Source organism: Arthrobacter sp. B1I2 (assembly GCF_030816485.1).
Taxonomy (GTDB): Bacteria; Actinomycetota; Actinomycetes; order Actinomycetales; family Micrococcaceae; genus Arthrobacter.
Genome location: NZ_JAUSYC010000001.1, coordinates 949,699 through 966,999, shown reverse-complemented (window position 1 = coordinate 966,999; position 17,301 = coordinate 949,699). Strand labels below are relative to the sequence as shown.

General features: G+C 66.4%; 15 protein-coding genes. 8 read left to right on the top strand and 7 right to left on the bottom strand.

Features of this window, described 5'->3' with window-relative positions:
• Positions 1-48: 48 nt before the first annotated feature.
• On the bottom strand, positions 49-1,635 hold the full coding sequence (locus QFZ57_RS04520) for a SulP family inorganic anion transporter (RefSeq protein ID WP_373461181.1): 1,587 nt from the start codon (positions 1,633-1,635) through the stop codon (positions 49-51).
• A 106-nt stretch (positions 1,636-1,741) separates the two neighbouring features.
• On the opposite strand from QFZ57_RS04520, the gene QFZ57_RS04515 reads away from it, so the two are divergent.
• The gene (locus QFZ57_RS04515) at positions 1,742-2,131 is read left to right on the top strand and encodes a MerR family transcriptional regulator (RefSeq protein ID WP_373461180.1); all 390 of its coding nucleotides are present in this window, start codon (positions 1,742-1,744) and stop codon (positions 2,129-2,131) included.
• A 148-nt stretch (positions 2,132-2,279) separates the two neighbouring features.
• On the top strand, positions 2,280-3,899 hold the full coding sequence (mptB, locus tag QFZ57_RS04510; RefSeq protein WP_306898305.1) for a polyprenol phosphomannose-dependent alpha 1,6 mannosyltransferase MptB: 1,620 nt from the start codon (positions 2,280-2,282) through the stop codon (positions 3,897-3,899).
• A gap of 12 nt (positions 3,900-3,911) precedes the next feature.
• Here the strand turns inward: mptB and QFZ57_RS04505 are convergent, their stop codons facing one another.
• A complete protein-coding gene (locus tag QFZ57_RS04505) occupies positions 3,912-5,168 on the bottom strand; it encodes a glycosyltransferase 87 family protein (protein WP_306898303.1) in 1,257 nt (418 codons plus the stop codon).
• 28 nt (positions 5,169-5,196) lie between these two features.
• Positions 5,197-6,540 (bottom strand): glycosyltransferase family 87 protein, encoded by a 1,344-nt coding sequence (locus QFZ57_RS04500; RefSeq protein WP_306898302.1) that lies wholly within the window; start codon positions 6,538-6,540, stop codon positions 5,197-5,199.
• Positions 6,541-6,851: 311 nt separating this feature from the next.
• Between QFZ57_RS04500 and QFZ57_RS04495 the strand changes: the two genes are divergently transcribed.
• A complete protein-coding gene (locus QFZ57_RS04495; RefSeq protein ID WP_306629249.1) occupies positions 6,852-7,055 on the top strand; it encodes a hypothetical protein in 204 nt (67 codons plus the stop codon).
• 19 nt (positions 7,056-7,074) lie between these two features.
• On the opposite strand, the gene QFZ57_RS04490 is transcribed toward QFZ57_RS04495, so the two are convergent.
• Together QFZ57_RS04490 and QFZ57_RS04485 are read right to left on the bottom strand one after the other, a co-directional pair.
• Complete coding sequence (locus tag QFZ57_RS04490) at positions 7,075-7,335, bottom strand: DUF3072 domain-containing protein (protein ID WP_306629248.1); 261 nt, start codon at positions 7,333-7,335, stop codon at positions 7,075-7,077.
• Between the two features lie 63 nt (positions 7,336-7,398).
• On the bottom strand, positions 7,399-8,448 hold the full coding sequence (locus QFZ57_RS04485) for a TerC family protein (protein WP_306898298.1): 1,050 nt from the start codon (positions 8,446-8,448) through the stop codon (positions 7,399-7,401).
• Positions 8,449-8,649: 201 nt separating this feature from the next.
• Between QFZ57_RS04485 and QFZ57_RS04480 the strand changes: the two genes are divergently transcribed.
• From QFZ57_RS04480 to QFZ57_RS04465, 4 genes are all read left to right on the top strand, one after another.
• Complete coding sequence (locus QFZ57_RS04480; RefSeq protein WP_306898295.1) at positions 8,650-9,522, top strand: NAD(P)-dependent oxidoreductase; 873 nt, start codon at positions 8,650-8,652, stop codon at positions 9,520-9,522.
• Positions 9,523-9,726: 204 nt separating this feature from the next.
• Complete coding sequence (locus QFZ57_RS04475; protein ID WP_306898293.1) at positions 9,727-11,103, top strand: MFS transporter; 1,377 nt, start codon at positions 9,727-9,729, stop codon at positions 11,101-11,103.
• Positions 11,104-11,268: 165 nt separating this feature from the next.
• Entirely contained in the window at positions 11,269-11,934 is a 666-nt protein-coding gene (locus QFZ57_RS04470) for a GntR family transcriptional regulator (RefSeq protein WP_306898291.1), read from the top strand.
• On the top strand, positions 11,931-13,106 hold the full coding sequence (locus QFZ57_RS04465) for an MFS transporter (RefSeq protein ID WP_306898289.1): 1,176 nt from the start codon (positions 11,931-11,933) through the stop codon (positions 13,104-13,106). Before QFZ57_RS04470 ends, QFZ57_RS04465 begins: the two co-directional genes overlap by 4 nt.
• Positions 13,107-13,234: 128 nt before the next feature.
• Here QFZ57_RS04465 and QFZ57_RS04460 read toward each other — a convergent pair whose 3' ends face one another.
• Positions 13,235-13,816, bottom strand: a complete 582-nt coding sequence (locus tag QFZ57_RS04460; protein ID WP_306898287.1) for an MOSC domain-containing protein — start codon at positions 13,814-13,816, stop codon at positions 13,235-13,237.
• Between the two features lie 102 nt (positions 13,817-13,918).
• On the opposite strand from QFZ57_RS04460, the gene QFZ57_RS04455 reads away from it, so the two are divergent.
• Positions 13,919-14,881 carry an alpha/beta hydrolase gene (locus tag QFZ57_RS04455; protein ID WP_306898286.1) on the top strand — a complete coding sequence of 321 codons (963 nt, stop codon included), beginning with the start codon at positions 13,919-13,921 and terminating at the stop codon, positions 14,879-14,881.
• 42 nt (positions 14,882-14,923) lie between these two features.
• Here the strand turns inward: QFZ57_RS04455 and QFZ57_RS04450 are convergent, their stop codons facing one another.
• Complete coding sequence (locus tag QFZ57_RS04450) at positions 14,924-17,296, bottom strand: excinuclease ABC subunit UvrA (RefSeq protein ID WP_306901531.1); 2,373 nt, start codon at positions 17,294-17,296, stop codon at positions 14,924-14,926.
• Between the last annotated feature and the right edge of the window lie 5 nt (positions 17,297-17,301).

Genomic DNA, 17,301 nt, shown 5'->3' with positions numbered 1-17,301 from the left:
CACGTTGCGCGGCCCCGCTTCTGCCGTGCGGGACGCGGCTACGGGCCGTCAGGCGCCCAGATGCCCGGTGAGGCGGCGGTGGAAACCGGTGCTGCGCTCATCGAGGCCTTCGATCGCTACCGTGGCGCCGTGGTCCGCGTACTTCGTTTCGATCGAGTCCAGGGCGGCGACGGTTGAGGCATCCCAGATCTGGGCACGGCTGAGATCGATGGTCACCAAGGCGGGGTCGTCGGCGTAGGCGAAGTGCTCCACGAGGTCATTGCTGCTCCCGAAGAACAGCGGGCCCACCACTTGGTAGCGAACGCTTTCGCCGTCGCCTGCCACGGTCCGCTCAACAGTGATGACGTGGGCCACCCGGCGCGCGAACAGCACCATCGCCAGGATGACGCCCACCAGGACCCCATACGCGAGGTTCCCCGTCAGGACCACGACGGCGACAGTGACACCCATGACGATCGTCTCCGGTATGGGCATCCTCCTCAGGGTGGACGGTTTGACGCTGTGCCAGTCCACGGTGCTGACGGCGACCACCATCATGACCGCGGCGAGGGCCACCATGGGGATCTGTCCCATGATCGGGCTGAGCCCGGTCACCAGGGCCAGCAGGAACAGCCCGGTCACGAACGTCGAAATGCGGGTGCGGGCCTGGCCGGTCTTCACGTTGAGGACCGTCTGGCCGATCATCGCGCATCCGGCAATGCCGCCATAGAAACCGGCAAGGATGTTCGACACACCCAGGGCCCAGGACTCACGGCCCTTGTGAGAAGGCGTGTCCGTGATGTCATCGACGAGTTTCGCCGTGAGCAGGGTTTCCATGAGGCCCACGAACGCCACACTCAGCGCGGTGGGCAAAACCAGCTGGAAGGTGGCAAGGTCAAGCGGAAAAAGGAACGGGGTGGTCCCCGGCAGCTTGCCCGTGAGGGGGCCCTCGCCCGCCACGTCCGGAACGGCGAGGCCGGCGATGATGACAATCGCCGTGACGACGACGATGGCAACCAGCGGCGACGGAACCACCTTGGTGAAGCGGGGAAGGACGAAAATAATCGCGAACGTCAGGGCGAACAGCACGTAGGCGAGCCACGGGACATTGAGGACATGGGGCACCTGCGCCATGAAAATCAGCACACCCAAAGCGTTGACGAACCCGATCATCACCGATCGCGGGATGAAGCGCATCAGGCGGGCAAGGCCGGCCAGGCCAAAAACCACCTGGATCACACCGGCAAGGAGCACGGCCGGCAGGACGTACTGGACGCCGTGCTCATGAACCAGCGGGGCGATCACCAGGGCGACGGAACCGGCTGCGGCAGTCACGACGCCGGGCCGTCCGCCAAGGACCGACATGGCCAGGGCAAGGACGATGGAGGCGACAAGACTCACCATGGGATCCACCCCGGCGACAATTGAGAACGAAATGACTTCCGGGACCAGGGCCAGGGTGGTGACCATGCCGGCCAGGACCTCGCGGGACAGCTGGCGCGGAGAGCGCAGGGCGGTAAGAACCGTGATCGGTTGCCTGACAGGGCGGGTTCGGCGGGCTACGGCCAAGGGGCGGCTCCAGGGGATTGGCTCTCCCGGGAGAGCAGTGGGCAACGTTTCTGCGCGCCACGATGCGCACGGCTCCAGCCAAGCCATGGAAGACAATGGGTGGAAAGGGAATGCGCCGGTGACTTTCGGCTGCGCATGCAACATTACCCTAACGTGAGGGTTGAGCTGGATTGGTGACGTAATGGTGAAAGAGATGACCGCTGAAGAAGTGGTGGCGACGATGCATATCGGGGAGCTGGCAAACCGTTCGCAGATGTCCCTGCGGACCATCCGCCACTATGACGAGGTGGGCCTGCTCAAACCGTCCGGCCGGACCGAAGGCGGATTCCGCCTGTACACCGAACGCGACTTCACGCGCCTGCTGTTGATCCGAAGGATGAAGCCGCTGGGGTTCACGCTCGAAGCAATGTCCGGGCTCCTGCGGGTCATCGACGCGCTGGAGGCCACCCGGCCGGGCCAGGAGGATAGCGGCATCAGGTCCGAATTGAACGAATTCATTGAAGAGGCAGCGAGGCGCCGGGCCAAGCTGGAGGAACAACTCGCCATGGCCGACGAGTTCCTGGCGCTGCTGCGCGCCCAGTAGCCGGCCGGTCCCGTTGCCAAACTGTGCCGTACCGTCCGGCCCTGGCCCAAGGGCGGCAGTAAGCACGGCTGATAAAATGGCCCGGTTGCAGGGCGGCCTTTTCAAGCTGGGGCGAGCAGTGCCGTAACAAGGTAGGGGACCACACATCATGACGGCAGGCGGGTCACACCTCAGGATGTCGGAGAGCCGGCCGGGTACACCGGCCGGAGTTTCCGCGCCCGCCAAGGGCCGTGCCTACCTGGCAACCCTTGAAGGTTTCATTGGCGCCCTCATGATGTTCATCGGCTCCATTGGGACGGGCTGGATCGCCAACGGCTCGCCCATGATCAGGCAGCCGGTGGTGATTGCACTCCGCACCGAAGGCTGGGGCGTGGCGGTGTCCACCGTGCTGCTGACGGCCGGTGCCATGCTCCTGATGCGCTCCTGGCTCCGGTTGGGCCAGCGGCTGGGGGACTGGGGACAATCGTCGCTGCGGTCCGTGGTGGTGGCCATTTCCGCATGGTCGCTGCCGCTGCTGTTCTGTGTCCCGGTCTTCTCCCGCGACGTCTACGCGTACACCGGCCAGGGCCGGCTGGTCCAGGAGGGCCAGAACCCGTATGAGGTGGGCATTTCCACCCTCAACAACTGGTTCGCCCTGGGTGCCGATCCCGCCTGGGCGGAAAACCGGACGCCCTACGGACCGTATTTCCTGTGGCTGGCGCGCGCGGTGGTGGGAGTGACCGGCGCCCAGCCCGACGCGTCCGTGCTGCTCTTCCGCCTCCTGGCCGGCGTCGGCGTGCTGCTCTGCGTGGTCTACGTGCCCAGGCTCGCCGAACTGCACGGCATCAACGGTGCGCGCGCGCTCTGGATCTCCGTGGCCAACCCGCTGTTCCTCATCAGTTTCATCGCCAGCGCCCACAACGACGCCCTCATGGTGGGCCTCGCCGTCGCCGGCGTCTACCTCGCCGCCACGCGACGTTACATCCTGGGGATCCTGCTGGTGACCGCGTCCATCGGCATCAAGCCGATCACCGTGCTGCTGCTGCCGTTCGTGGGCCTCATGTGGGCTGGCTACTCCGCCTCGTGGCCGCGCAAGTTACTGATGTGGGCTGCGACGGCGGGGATCAGTCTCGGCGTTCTGGCCCTCAGCGGCATCCCCTACAACCTGGGCATCGGCTGGACCTGGGCCATCATGGACCCCACCCCTGGCTATACCGGCTACTCACCGTCGGGTTTCCTGGGCCAGCAGGTGGAAATGCTCGCCAACGCGCTTGGGCTGCCCGGCGGCACGCTCGCCACCTGGCTGCGGACCGCCATGAAGTGGGCCGCGATCGCACTGGTCCTGCTGCTGATGTTCCGCGGCGACTACTCGCGCGCGGTGCGCCGGATGGCGCTGGCGTTCACCGCCGTCGTGATGCTTTCACCTATCATCCAGCCCTGGTACATCCTGTGGTTCCTGCCGTTCCTGGCCGTTACCGGGATCCGCGATGACTGGCAGATCCGGTCACTGTACGTGGGCGTGACGTTCTTTGTGGTGTTTGGCGCCCAGGATCAGCTCTCGGTCTGGTCCTTCGTGGAACTGCCCATCGACGCCTCCTCCCTGGCGTTCTTCACCGCCCTGGCGTTCACGTTCTACCTGCTGGTCCTGGACGTGCACACGCGCAAGCTGCTCATCGAAGGCAGGCCGCTGGACCTGGCCCGGCGTGCCTGGCAGTGGGCGGTGGAGCGCAGGGCCGCGCGCCAGGCTGCTGCCCGGCGCGCCGCCGCCGACCAGTCCGAAAGCCGCTAGCCGCGGAACCGGTCAGGCTCCGGCCGGCACCTGCGCCGAAGTCCTGCGTCCCAGCTCGGCGGTGCGCTTCACGGACCACCAGAGCAGCACCACCAGGAGCACGTTGCGGGTGGTGAGGATGGCCGCCATGACCGGGTGGGCATGGATGAGCGGTGTGTAGAACAGCGGGTAGATCACGAACGTTGTCATCGCGATGCCCATCAGCAGGGCGGCCGGGACCTTCCAGCGCTCCCAGTCGTGCGCCAGGCCCGCGATGATCACCGGAGCCAGCCAGATGATGAACTGCGGGGAGCCCACCTTGTTGAACACGATGAACGCGGTGACCATCATGAGCGCGCCTTCGAGGAACAGCTCCTCACGTTCGGCGCCGCGACGCAGGGCGCGCACCAGCAGGACGGCCGCGGTGATGGCCGCAAGGATCAGCAGCGGCTGCATCAGGAACGCGGCGGTGCCGGCACCCGGGCCGTAGACCTCGGTGGAGTTGATGGCCGTGTTGTCTGCCATCTTTGAGCCGGCGATGTGGAAAACGCTCAGCCAGACCCAGGGTGTGGAGAAGGTGGCCTCAAGCTGCATGCCGCGTTCGCCCTGGTTCAGGAGGAAGTCCATGATGTGCGGCAGCCCGCCGGTTAGCCACGTGCCCAGGCCCACCACGGCGGTGACGGCTGCGCCGGCGAGGACCACCTGGATCCGCTTGCGGCTGGCGATGATGATGGGCACCAGGACGGCTGCCGGCCACACCTTGATCCAGGTGGCGATGCTGAGCAGGACACCTGCCACCACGGGCCGTTCGGCGGCGTAGAGCAGGGCGATCAGCACGATCGGCGCCGTGATGCCCTCCACCCGGGCGAAGCTCAGGTAGCCCATGAACACCGTGAAGAACAGCCACCACCAAGCCGGCGCAATGCCCGTCACCTTCCGTGGACCGCGGGTGAGGTAGAGCAGGCCGACGGCGTTGAGCACCGTGATGATCAGGAACCAGACCAGCAGGTAGAGGCTGGGTCCGGCGATGTTGGCGAGGAAGATGGGGATCTGCGCCAGCACCGGGTAGACCCAGGGGCTGATCTTGCCGGTCAGGTCCGCCGGGTTGTAGCCGTCCATGGCCCACTGCCGGTACTGCTCGGTGTCGCTGAACGTATCCCCGTTCAGGAAGAAGGATGCCATCCACCCCAGGAAGTACAGATGGACGACGGCGAAACCCCACCACACGCTGGACGGGCGGGCGAACCAGTCCACCACTTTTGCCGGGAGCAGTTTGGTGCGGACCGTCACCAGGCGGTCGAAGAACCTTGTGGAAATCTTAGGTCTCCTTGAGCGCGGGGGCGGGGGTGGCGGTCTTCTTGCCCAGTTTGTACAGGCGTCGGACGCTCCACAGGAACAGGACCACCAGCAGGACATTGCGGATGGTCAGTACCAGGGCCATCCAGGGGTTGTTGTGGCTGAGGGCGTCGTAGAAGAGGGGATAGATGAAGTAGGTCCCCACGGCAATGGCGATCAGCATTGCCGCCGGAACGCGCCATTCACGCCAGCTGTGCGCCAGGCCGACGGCGACGGCGGGGCCCAGCCACACCATGAACTGGGGCGAGCCCACCTTGTTGAAGACCACGAATGCGGTGGCCAGGGTCAGGGCGCCGGCCAGGAGCAGTTCGGTGCGGTCCATGCCACCGGCCACCTCGTGCTGTTTACCGTTGTGGAGGGCCCAGAAAGTCAGCCCTGCCACCAGGAGTGCGGCCAGGACCAGGAGGGGCTGCATCAGGACGGACATGGTGGCAGTGCCGGGGCCGTCCACCTGCATCGAATTGATGTCCGTGTTCATGTACATGCGGGAGCCGCCGACGTTCAGGACGGAGAGCCAGAGCCAGGGGGTGGTGAACGTGGCTTCGAGCTGCATGCCGCGGTCGCCCTGCTGGGTGAGGAAGTTCAGGAGCTTGGGGACGCTGCCCAGTGCTGCTGCCAGCGCAACGACGCCAGCCGTCGTCGCGATTCCTGCCAGCACCACCAGCAGGCGGTTCTTCACGACGGCGAAGAGGGCCAGCATGATGGCCGCGGGCCAGACCTTCACCCAGGTGCCGATGGCCAGCAGGACGGAGGCGATGAAGGGGCGCTTAACGCCGTAGGCCAGGGCCACGAGGACCAGCGGGGCGGTGAGTCCGTCCACGCGGGCGAAGCCCAGCCAGCCCATCAGGAAGGTGAACGCCAGCCACCACCAGCCGGCCGGGATGGCGCTGGCGTTGCGGCCGCGCTCTGTGAGCTTCAGGAGCGCCCAGCCGTTGAGGAGTGTGGTCATGAGGACCCAGAGGAAGAAGAACGGCCCGGGTCCTGCCAGGCCGGCGACGGCCATGGGGATGAGCGCAAGGATGGGGTACACCCATGGGCTCGGGCCGCCCCTCAGGTTCGCGTCGTTGAAGCCGGCCATCGCCCAGTCACGGTAGATGAAGGTGTCGCTGAAGGCCTCGCCGCGCAGGGAGAGGGAGGCAGCGAAGACCAGGAAGACAAGGTGGACCACGATGAAGCCGCCCAACAGGCCGCGTCCGGTGTTCAACCCGTTCCGCACCGGGGTGGGAAGGATGACGTTGCGGATCCTGGTCAGATTGCCGAAGAAAGCGTCGGTGGAAATGGCGGGATCCTTGTCAGGTCGTGGCACACGTTTGGTTTTGTGCTGGTGGCTGGGTTCTGCCGCATGGCTGGTTCAGGGGCATTGGAGTCGTCCGGAAACAGCTTCCACTGCCGTCCAACTCTAATTCACGGTGCTTTGGCGCCCGTAATTGCTGGACCGTGCTCGTCCCTTCACGCTTTTGACCTGCGGCGACTTATTACTTGATTTTTCAAGTTGCTGGTGATCCATTACTCGGGCATTATGAACTGGGCACAAAGGTGCCCGACTTCGTCTGCAGCCTTGGGGAGCGCAGGTATGAGATATGATCCCCTACCCCCCAACACACTAAGGCTAGACCCATGAACTTCCCGCTGACCCTCACCGTGTCCGACCGCCAGAGTATGGACCGCGAGCTCGATGCTGCCGTCACGGCTGCCAAAGCCCACGCACTGGCCGAGAAGCGGCACGGCATCCTGGTTACCCGGCACGCCGTGGACAAGTTCACGGTGGCCCTCAGCGACGCGGTTCCCTTCGGCCTGACCCGCGAACACCAGGCCTGGTAGGTCACCTTTCCGCCGGCGCCTAACTGCCGGCGCTGTTGTCCCCGCCGCCGGCCACGCGGTTGCTGTGCTGCTGCAGCCGGTCGATGTGCTTTGACGCCTCCGCCTTGCTCAGGTCTGCGGGAAGTTCCTCCCCGGCCTCCCGCGCCAGCGTATCGAGGTAGCTGCGCTGCGCCGCGGTCATGGGTTCATCGCCGGTAACCCAGTCTTCCGGGTCCCTGTTGAGGCCTGCATTGGGTTCGGGTTCCGGGCTGCCGATTGTTTCCTGGTTGCTGTCGCTCATGGGTATGAGTCTAGGACGGCGCGCCGACATTCCGCAGGAGCTGTCATTCCCTGCCCGGCAGGCCTACTTCATAGACTTTGCGGCGGGCGGCAGTCCGTCCTTGCTGCCCGCCCTGCGCCACAGCGGCTCCAGATCCTGGAGTTCCTGATCCGTGGCGTTCCGGAACGGTGGAGTGGCCGGCACCGGCGGCTCGTGGCGTTGCTGGCCCCGGCTGGCGGCCAGGCTTGCCAGGATGGAGACGGCCAGGATGGCGGTGATGACGGCCAGGGAGATGGGCGTCGGGATGTAGTAGACATCGATCTTGAGCGCCATCTTGATGCCGACCCACACCAGCACCAGGGCCAGGCCGGTCTTCAGGTAGACAAAGCGGTGGATGAGGTCCGCCAGCAGGAAGTACATGGCGCGCAGGCCCAGGATGGCAAATGCGTTGGCTGTGAAAACCAGGAAAACGTCGTCAGTGACGGCGAAGATCGCCGGGATGGAGTCCACGGCGAAGACGATGTCCGTGACCTCCACAATCACCAGGACCGCCAGCAGCGGTGTGGCCAGCAGCGCGCCGCCCTTGCGGATAAGGAACCGCTGGCCGTGGAAGGCATCCGTCATGGGCACATGGCGGCGGAAGAGTTTCAGGGTCCGTGACTTCCCGGGGTCGATGTGCTCGTTTCGCTGCCTGAGCATCCGGTACCCGGTGAAGAGCAGGAATGCTGCGAAGAGATACAGCACCCAGCCGGCACTGGCAATGATGGCCGATCCCGCTGCGATGAACAGGCCCCGGAATACCAGCGCCCCCACCACGCCGAAGAAGAGCACGCGGTGCTGGTACTCGCGGGGAACGGCGAAGAACGAGAAAATAATGGCCCACACAAAGACGTTGTCCACGGCGAGTGACTTCTCGATCAGGTACCCGGCGAAGTACTGCTGGCCGAATTCCGCGCCGTACATAAACCAGACAAGCCCGCCGAACGCCACGCCGAACACAACCCAGACGGCGGACCAGGCGGCGGCCTCCCGGACAGAGATCACATGGGCGCGGCGGTGGGCCACAAGGTCCACGGCAAGCATGAGGAGGATGAATCCGACGACGGCGAACCACATCCAGAGGGGTACATTCACAGGGGACCTGCTTCCAGTCAGTATTACCAACTGGAGGTCTCTCCCGGCCGAATGCCGGCCCGCCCACCGGAAGGCGCTGGGGCCTCCGTATTGACGATGGACTGAAGTGGGGATACTCCCCTCCGCATGAATAATCTACAGAATCTTTGCAGCGTTGGGTAGGTAAAGAGGGAAACCAAACCTTGAACGGGAGATGAACTGATGGATACCAAACTCACAGTGGCTGTGCTGGGGACCGGGATCATGGGAGCGGCCATGGCACGGAACCTCCTGCGCGCCGGCCACGACGTTTCTGTGTGGAACCGGGACGGGGTCAAAACGGAACCGTTGGTTGCCGAAGGTGCCAGGAGTGCGGCTGACCCTTCCCAGGCAGTTGAGTCGGCGGACGTGGTCCTGACCATGCTCTACGACGCCGCCGCGGTGGAACAGGTCATGCGGAGCGCAGCTCCTGGCCTCCGGCCCGGCACGGCCTGGGTCCAATCCACGACCGTGGGCGTGCAGGACGTTCCCACATTGGCAGCTCTGGCCGCCGAGCTTGGCCTGGAACTGGTGGAGGCGCCGGTTTCGGGAACGCGCGCCCCTGCCGAAGCCGGCCAGCTTCTGGTGATTGCCGCCGGCCCCGAGGCAGTGCGCCAACGCGTGGCGCCGGTCCTCGATGCCATTGGCGCCCGCACCATCTGGACGGACGACGACCCCTCGAAAGGGTCAGCGGCCCGCCTCAAGCTTGTGGTCAACAGCTGGGTCATTGCAGCCTCCAACGCCGCCGGCGAAGTGGTTGCCCTTGCCCAGGCGCTGGGAGTCGATCCACAGCAGTTCCTCGGCGTGCTGGACGGCGGCCCCCTCGACCTGCCCTACCTGCGCACCAAGATGGACCTCATCATGAATGACGGGCTGGAGCCTGCTTCCTTTGCTGTGGACACTGCGCGCAAGGACGCCCATCTCATTGTGGACGCCGCCACAGGGCAGGGCCTGAAGCTTGACGGCGCTGCCGCGGCCGCCGCCCGGCTGGACCGGGTGGCAGGCCAGGGGCGGGCCAAGCAGGACATGGCTGCGGCCTACTACGCCAGCCGGTAGCAGCATGCCCCCTCCCGGCCAGGCAACACGGGCTGGGATAGCGCTTGCCATTGACGTCGCGCGCGTCACCTTCTATATTTAATGAATCGATTCAAGAGCTGACGCTTCAGCTCCTGCGGCGGTTTCGGCCGCAGACACCAGCCATGAACACTTGCTGAAACCGGCGGTTCAGGTTCCTTGCCAATGAAGACGAAGGACAAGCACATGAGCACCACCCCGACGCGCATGCCCCTCACCCTCCAGGGGGCTGGAACCGGGTTGCGGGACCCCAGGAAGGCGGCGTGGAGCGGCTGGATCGGAAGCGCCCTTGAGTACTATGACTTTGCGCTGTACTCGCTGGCGGCCACGCTGATCTTCCCCACCATCTTCTTTCCGTCGGAGAACCCCACGGTCGGAATTATCGCTTCCCTGGCAACGTACGCCGTCGGATATGTCTCCCGTCCGGTAGGCGCCGTCGTCCTTGGGGCCTACGGTGACCGGCACGGCCGCAAGAAGGTCCTCGTCTTCGCGATGTTGCTCATGGGCTTTGCCACCTTCGCTGTTGGCCTGCTGCCCACTTACGGACAGGTCGGCCTCCTCGCCCCAGCCCTCCTGGTGGTCCTCCGCCTCATCCAGGGCTTTGCCGTGGCCGGGGAACTCGGCGGCGCCAGCGCGATGATCGTTGAGCACTCTCCCGACGCCAGGCGGGGATTCTTCGCAAGCTTCAGCCTCCAGGGCACGCAGGTGGGCTCCATCCTGGCCACCGCCGTCCTGCTCCCGCTCGCGGCAGTCCTCCCGGCGGACCAGTTCGGCTCCTGGGGTTGGCGCATCCCGTTCCTGCTCAGTGCCGTCGTGATCCTGGCGGGCTACTTCATCCGCCGGCGGGTGCAGGAGCCGCCCACCTACGTGGCGCAGTCAGGCAAGCCCGAAACCAAGCGCTTTCCGCTCGTCGAACTCCTGCGCACCCGCCCGGGTGTCCTGGTCCGTTGCGTTGCTATGACGTTCACCAACGTCATCGGCATGGCCACGCTGATCTTCGGCGTCTCCTACGCCACGCAAAAGGGATACGGCAACGGTTTCTCCAGCAGCGAGTTCCTGTGGGTGACACTCGTTGCCAACATCGCTGCCGTGGCCACCATCCCGCTGTTCGGCGCGCTGTCCGACAGGATCGGCCGACGGGCGCTCATGGCAGCCGGCGGGATCATCGGCGGCCTGCTGGTGGGCGGATACCTGTGGGCGATTGAACAGGGAAGCCTGCCGCTGGTCTTCGTCTGCGTGGTGATCGTGCAGGGCATCTTCTTCCAGATGTGGAACGCAACCTTCGCCACGTTCTTCCAGGAGCAGTTCCCCATGCGGATCCGTGTGACCGGCTTCGCCGTCTCGCAGAACATCGGCCTCATGATCGCATCGTTCTTCCCGAGCATCTTCACGGCGATCGCTCCTCCGGGCTCCACCAACGTCCCGCTGACCATCGGCCTGACCACCCTGGGGATCTGCCTTATCGCCGCGGTGGCCACCCTGATGTCCTCGGACACCAAGGGGACGTCGCTTGAAGACCTTGAGGTGGAGAAGGACGTGCGCGCGAAGGGAAGCGGCGCTTAAGAGCATTTGACGACGGCGGGACGTCCCGCCGTCGAACGCCACACGCGGTGCCGGCAGGGGGAGTCCCTGCCGGCGTTTCCGTGCTGTAGGTCCTCCCGAGGGAAGGCGCTACAGCCATTCGTTCTGTATAGATGTATACAAGTATGATTCCGGTGGAGGTACACCTTGCCGGAAACACCAGCCCGGAACACCGGAGCACACGTTGTCTATGCCGAACTGAAGCGGCGCATCCTCGCCCTCGAACTGAAACCGGGGGAGCGGATCTATGAGCCTGCCATGGCCGCGGCGCTCCACGTCAGCCGCACGCCGCTGCGCGAAGCGGTCAGGAGGCTTATTTCCGAGAGCCTCCTCGAGCAGCAACCCACGGGAGCGGTTCTGGTACCGGCGCTGGATGAGGCAGCCATCTCCGATTTGTTCGAAGTACGCGCTGCCATGGAATCCCTCATGGCCCGAAATGCGTGCCTGAGGGCGACGGAGGCCGACCTTGAGGCACTCCGGGGCATCCTTGCCCGCAATGCGGCCATGGTGGAGTTTGCCGATGATGCGATGCAGCAGGGGATGTCGCTGCACGCAAAGATCGCCGAGATCGCAGGGAACACATGGGCCCGGCGCTTCCATGGCCAAATCACCGGCCACATGGAGCGGTACCGGCACTTCACCAACAGCACGCAGCAACGAAGGGACCAGGCCTTGGTCCAGCACGGCACTTTAGTGGATGCCATTGCCGCCGGTAAGCCGGACAAGGCCGGCAGGATTGCCTTCGACCACGTCATGGCTGCCCGCGACGCAGCCCTGCGGGCCATGTCCGGCGACAGCGCCGCCGGCTCGTGATCGGTGAACTCGGACGCCGCTCCGCCACAGCCCTCCTGGTCCATTCGACGCTGATCCAGGCAGTGACCTTCCTGGTCCGTCCCGCTGCCACGTACCGCGCGCTGGAGCTGGACGTTCCCGACTTTGCCCTGGGCCTGCTTGCTGCCAGCTACGCGGTCTTTCCCCTGCTGCTCGCCGTTCCCACGGGCGGCCTGGTGGACCGCCTGGGTGAGCGCCGGCTGATGGCCATCGGGTCCGCCGTCGTCCTCGCCTGCTCGGCCTTCCTGTTCCTGTGGGGCTCGTCCATCGTGGCGCTGGTGATCGGCACCGCGCTGCTGGGCGCCGGCCAGCTCGCCTGTGTGGTGGGGCAGCAGGCGGTGGTGGCCAACAATGCCGCCGCGGCGCGGATGGACTCCGCCTTTGGCTACCTGACGTTCGCCGCCTCCTTGGGGCAGGCCCTGGGGCCGTTGGCGATTTCGCTGGTGGGAGGCGCATCCGTCCGCCCGGATACGCAGGCCATTTTCTTCCTTTCCGTGTGCATGAGCCTGGGGCTATTCGCCACCACCTTCGCGGTCTCGGCCCGGGTCAGCGGCGGGAAGCGAAAGGCAGTCGCCGCAGGTGGCAGCACGGGCGGCGCCATGGCGCTCCTGAAGACGCCTGGCGTGGCCCGCGCCCTTGCCACCAGCGCCACGGTCCTCGCCGTGGTGGACCTGACCATGGTCTACCTCCCCGCCCTGGGCGCCGACCGGGGGCTTACTGCTGCAACAGTGGGTGCCATGCTGACCGTACGGGCCGTGTTTTCCATGGTTTCCCGGCTGCTGCTGGGGAGGGTGTCCCGGAAGATCGGCCGGATGCGGCTGCTGGTGGTGAGCCTTGCCCTCTCAACAGTTGCGCTGGCTGCTGCTGCGGTTCCCATGCCGGCGTGGCTGTTGTTTATCGTCATGGCGGTGCTGGGCCTGGGCCTTGGCATCGGCCAGCCGCTGACCATGTCGTGGCTTTCTGCGCAGGCCCCCGCCGGGCAGCGCGGCCGGGCACTCGCGCTTCGGCTCGCCGGCAACCGCGTGGGCCAGGTGGTCCTGCCAAGTGCCATCGGCGTCGTTGCGGCAGGGCTTGGCTCCGCTGGCGTCTTCCTCGCCTCCGCCGTGGTGGTGGGCGGGACCATGGTGCTGCTGCGGGGTGTGCAACTGGACTGACTGCGGCAGCCGCACGTCACGCCGGGCATGCTTTGAACGAAGGCCCGACGGCGGGACCCTGGGTTTCCGCGGCGCCCCGCCGAAGGTGGGCCGAAAGCGTGCCGTGCGTGACGCCGTCGGGCGTTTTGCTAGGGCAGCCGCGATGGCCGCAGCAGGCTCGGCTCCCCGGCCTGCTCCGGATCCAGGGGCACGGGGCTGACCAGCACGGCCGGGCCGCGGTGCAGCAATCCACTCGAAAGGGCTCGGCAGCGGATGCCGCCACGTCCCCGCATGGCCGGGTGGGCGCCGGGTGCCAGCATCCCGTTCATCCATGCGCAGGGCTGGGCGTGCCGGCCGCCGTGGAAGCGCACCACGTCCCCGCCCGACTCCAGCCCAAAGTCCTGCCCCAGCAGCGGCGCCAGCTGGGCTCCGCGCAGCACCACGTTCCGCCGGGTCAGCAGGGGATCGAACGGCCCGGCGCCCAGCTCGGCCGCTATGGCTTCCAGGGACTCGACGGCGAACAGGGTCACCGCTGCGTCCATGTGTGCGGCCTTGCCGAAGAACCGGTCGCCCACGATGCCCTTGCCGGCCACTACCTCCGCCTGTGCAGCATCGGAGGTGGGAACGTCGGCGGCACCGTCCCGGGCCCGCCCGAAGTAGGCGTGCGCCGGGGACACCAGCAGGTGCAGGATTTCGACGTCGTACCGGTAGGTCCCCAACCGCTCCCTCACCTCGCAAGCTCGGCCAGGGAACCCTGCGGCCGTGGGCCCTGGTTCAACCAGCCTAGGCCAGCTGGCATTGAAATCCGGCCGGACGGTGGAAGGATCGAGGGCATGGACAGCTCTTCCCCGGCGGAAACCCGCCCTCCCGCGCGCCGGCGTACAGCCCTCTTCTGGGCATCAATAGCCTGCGCAGCGGCATTGGCAGGGGTTGCCGTGTGGATGCTGGCTGGCAACCCTGCGGTCCTGGGCGGGCACCCCCTGCTCCCGGGCATCCTGTTGGCGGTGGCCACTGTCGGTGTAGCCTGGGCCGTCCTGCTCTGGCGCCGCCGGGATGCTCCGAGGCCCCGTTCACGCGTCCGGACAGTCTCTGCCTGGGCCGGCCGGATTGCCGTCCTGGCGCTCGCCGCCGGGCTGGCCTGGCTTAACCCCTTCGCCTACCAGCCGGGGCCAGCGGCGGAGGCAGGGCCGACGTCGGACTTTATGGTCACCGAGACGAACACCGCGATCACCATGTCGCCCGAGGGAAGCGCGACCACCAAAGGGCTGGTCTTCTACCCCGGTGCCCGGGTGGATGCGAGGGCCTACCAGGACGTCCTGGCCCCTGCCGTGGGGGCCGGGTACCGGGTGGTCATCCTGAAGGAGCCGCTCGGGCTCAGCCTGCTGGACGGAAACCAGGCCCGCGGCGCCATCGCGGGGAACCCGGACATCACCACCTGGGCCGTGGGCGGCCATTCGCTGGGCGGGGTGTCCGCATCCTCGTTCGCGCTGGACAACCCCGACATTGAAGGCCTGGTCCTGTACGCCTCCTACCCGATCGACTCACTGCAGGACCGCGACGGGCTGTCCGTGTTGTCGGTCTCCGGGACCAATGACGGCCTCAGCACTCGGGCGAAGATCGAGGCCTCCCGGGACCTGCTGCCGGCCGGAACCACGTTTGCCGCCGTCCAGGGCGGGGTGCACGCCTTCTTCGGCGACTACGGCAGCCAGCCCGGCGACGGCGAGCCCGGCATCAGCCGCCAGGCCGCCCAGCAGCAGATCGGTGCCGCCACCGTTTCGTTCCTCGAGCGGCTTTAGGGCAGCCAGGCGGCAGCTTTCGGGCTGCTGGTCCGGCGGGCTTCAACCGCCGATGTAGGTGGCCAGATGCTGGCCGGTGAGCGTTGCCCGCCCGGCCACCAGCTCGGCCGGGGTGCCCTCGAAGACGATCCTGCCGCCGTCGTGCCCTGCTCCCGGACCGATGTCGATGATCCAGTCCGCGTGCGCCATGACCGCCTGGTGGTGCTCGATGACGATGACGGACTTGCCGGAGTCAACCAGCCGGTCCAGCAGGCTCAGGAGCTGTTCGACGTCGGCCAGGTGCAGGCCGACGGTGGGCTCGTCCAGGATGTAGATTTCCCCGGCCTCCGCCATCTGGGTGGCCAGCTTGAGGCGCTGGCGCTCGCCGCCGGACAGGGTGGTCAACGGCTGGCCCAGGGTGATGTAGCCCAGGCCGACGTCCGCCAGGCGCTCCAGGACCTTGTGCGCCGCGGGGGTCTTGGCCCCGCCTTCGGCAAAATAGGCCAGCGCCGCATCCACGGACATGTCCAGCACATCCGCGATGTTCTGCCCGCCCAGCGTGTACTCGAGGACGGCGGGCTGGAAGCGGCGGCCCTCGCAGTCCTCGCACGTGGACTCCACGGTGGCCATGACGCCGAGCTCGGTGAAGATCACGCCTGCCCCGTTGCAGGTGGGGCAGGCGCCCTCGGAGTTGGAGCTGAAGAGCGCCGGTTTCACACCGTTGGCCTTGGCGAAGGCTTTGCGGATGGGCTCCAGCAGCCCGGTGTAGGTGGCCGGGTTGCTCCGCCGGGAGCCCTTGATGGCGCCCTGGTCGATCACGACGACGCCCTCGCGACTGGCCAGCGAGCCGTGGATCAGCGAGCTCTTGCCGGACCCGGCCACGCCCGTCACTACGCACAGCATGCCCAACGGCACATCGACGTCCACGTCGCGCAGGTTGTTGGTGGAGGCGCCGCGCACCTCCAGCACCCCCTTGGCGGCCCTGAAGGAATCCTTCAGCCGGGCGCGGTCGCCCAGGTGCCGGCCGGTGATGGTGCCGCTGGAACGCAGCCCGTCGACGTCGCCCTCGTAGACAATCTCGCCGCCGCCGGTTCCGGCGCCGGGGCCAAGGTCGACGACGTGATCGGCGATGGCGATCATTTCCGGTTTGTGCTCCACCACCAGGACGGTGTTGCCTTTGTCCCGCAGCTGCAGCAGAAGGGTGTTCATCCGCTCGATGTCGTGCGGGTGCAGGCCGATGCTGGGCTCGTCGAAGACATAGGTCACGTCGGTCAGTGAGGAACCCAGGTGGCGGATCATTTTGGTCCGCTGAGCTTCGCCGCCCGAAAGGGTTCCGGCGGGCCGGTCAAGGGAGAGGTATCCCAGCCCGATTTCGGTGAAGGCGTCCAGCAGGTCCCGCAGACCGGCGAGCAGCGGCCGGACCGAGGGCTCGTCCAGAGCGCCCACCCACTTGGCCAGGTCGCTGATCTGCATGGTGCAGAGGTCCGCGATGTTCCTGCCGTTGATCCGTGAGTTAAGCACTTCAGGAGTCAGCCGCGTTCCGCCGCAGTCGGGGCAGGTGGCGAACGTGACGGCACGCTCCACGAAGCGCTTCACGTGAGGCTGCATGGCCTCCACGTCCTTGGACAACATGGACTTCTGGATCTTGGGGATGATGCCCTCGAACGTGAGGTTGACGCCCTCCACCTTGATCTTGGTGGGCTCGGCGTAGAGCATCGTGTCCAGCTGCTTCCTGGTGAACGCGGCAATGGGCTTGTCCATGGGCAGGCCCATGCCTTCGAACAGGCGGCCGTACCAGCCGTCCATGGAGTAGCCGGGGACGGTGAGGGCGCCGTCGTTCAGCGACTTCGAGTCATCGTAGAGCGCTGTCCGGTCGATGTCGCTGATGTTGCCCATGCCCTCGCAGCGCGGGCACATGCCGCCCAGGTAGGTGACCTGGCGGACCACGTTCTTTTCCACCCGGCCGCCCTTTTCCGTGCTCATGATGCCGCTGGCCTTGCGGGTGGGCACGTTGAAGGAGAACGCGGTGGGCGGTCCGACGTAGGGCTTACCCAGCCGGCTGAACAGGATCCGCAGCATGGCGTTGGCATCGGTTGCGGTGCCCACCGTGGAGCGCGGGTTGGCGCCCATCCGCTCCTGGTCCACGATGATCGCCGTCGTCAGCCCTTCCAGCCGGTCCACATCCGGACGGGCCAGGTTTGGCATGAAGCCCTGCACAAACGCGCTGTAGGTTTCATTGATCATCCGCTGTGACTCGGCGGCGATCGTGGCAAACACCAGGGAGCTCTTGCCCGAGCCGGACACGCCCGTGAACGCCGTGAGCCGGCGCTTGGGCAGCTCCAGGCTCACGTCCTTGAGGTTGTTCTCCCGCGCCCCTTGGACGCGGATCAGGTCATGGGTGTCGGCGATGTGGATCCCGGACTGACCGGCTTCCATGCCGG

Excerpts from the sequence above, each read along its gene's own strand:
- mptB (WP_306898305.1), top strand. The coding sequence starts at position 2,280 with ATGACGGCAGGCGGGTCACACCTCAGGATGTCGGAGAGCCGGCCGGGT.
- QFZ57_RS04475 (WP_306898293.1), top strand. The coding sequence starts at position 9,727 with ATGAGCACCACCCCGACGCGCATGCCCCTCACCCTCCAGGGGGCTGGA.
- QFZ57_RS04450 (WP_306901531.1), bottom strand. The coding sequence starts at position 17,296 with ATGGAAGCCGGTCAGTCCGGGATCCACATCGCCGACACCCATGACCTG.
- QFZ57_RS04520 (WP_373461181.1), bottom strand. The coding sequence starts at position 1,635 with ATGGCTTGGCTGGAGCCGTGCGCATCGTGGCGCGCAGAAACGTTGCCC.
- QFZ57_RS04515 (WP_373461180.1), top strand. The coding sequence starts at position 1,742 with ATGACCGCTGAAGAAGTGGTGGCGACGATGCATATCGGGGAGCTGGCA.
- QFZ57_RS04455 (WP_306898286.1), top strand. The coding sequence starts at position 13,919 with ATGGACAGCTCTTCCCCGGCGGAAACCCGCCCTCCCGCGCGCCGGCGT.
- QFZ57_RS04490 (WP_306629248.1), bottom strand. The coding sequence starts at position 7,335 with ATGAGCGACAGCAACCAGGAAACAATCGGCAGCCCGGAACCCGAACCC.
- QFZ57_RS04495 (WP_306629249.1), top strand. The coding sequence starts at position 6,852 with ATGAACTTCCCGCTGACCCTCACCGTGTCCGACCGCCAGAGTATGGAC.
- QFZ57_RS04480 (WP_306898295.1), top strand. The coding sequence starts at position 8,650 with ATGGATACCAAACTCACAGTGGCTGTGCTGGGGACCGGGATCATGGGA.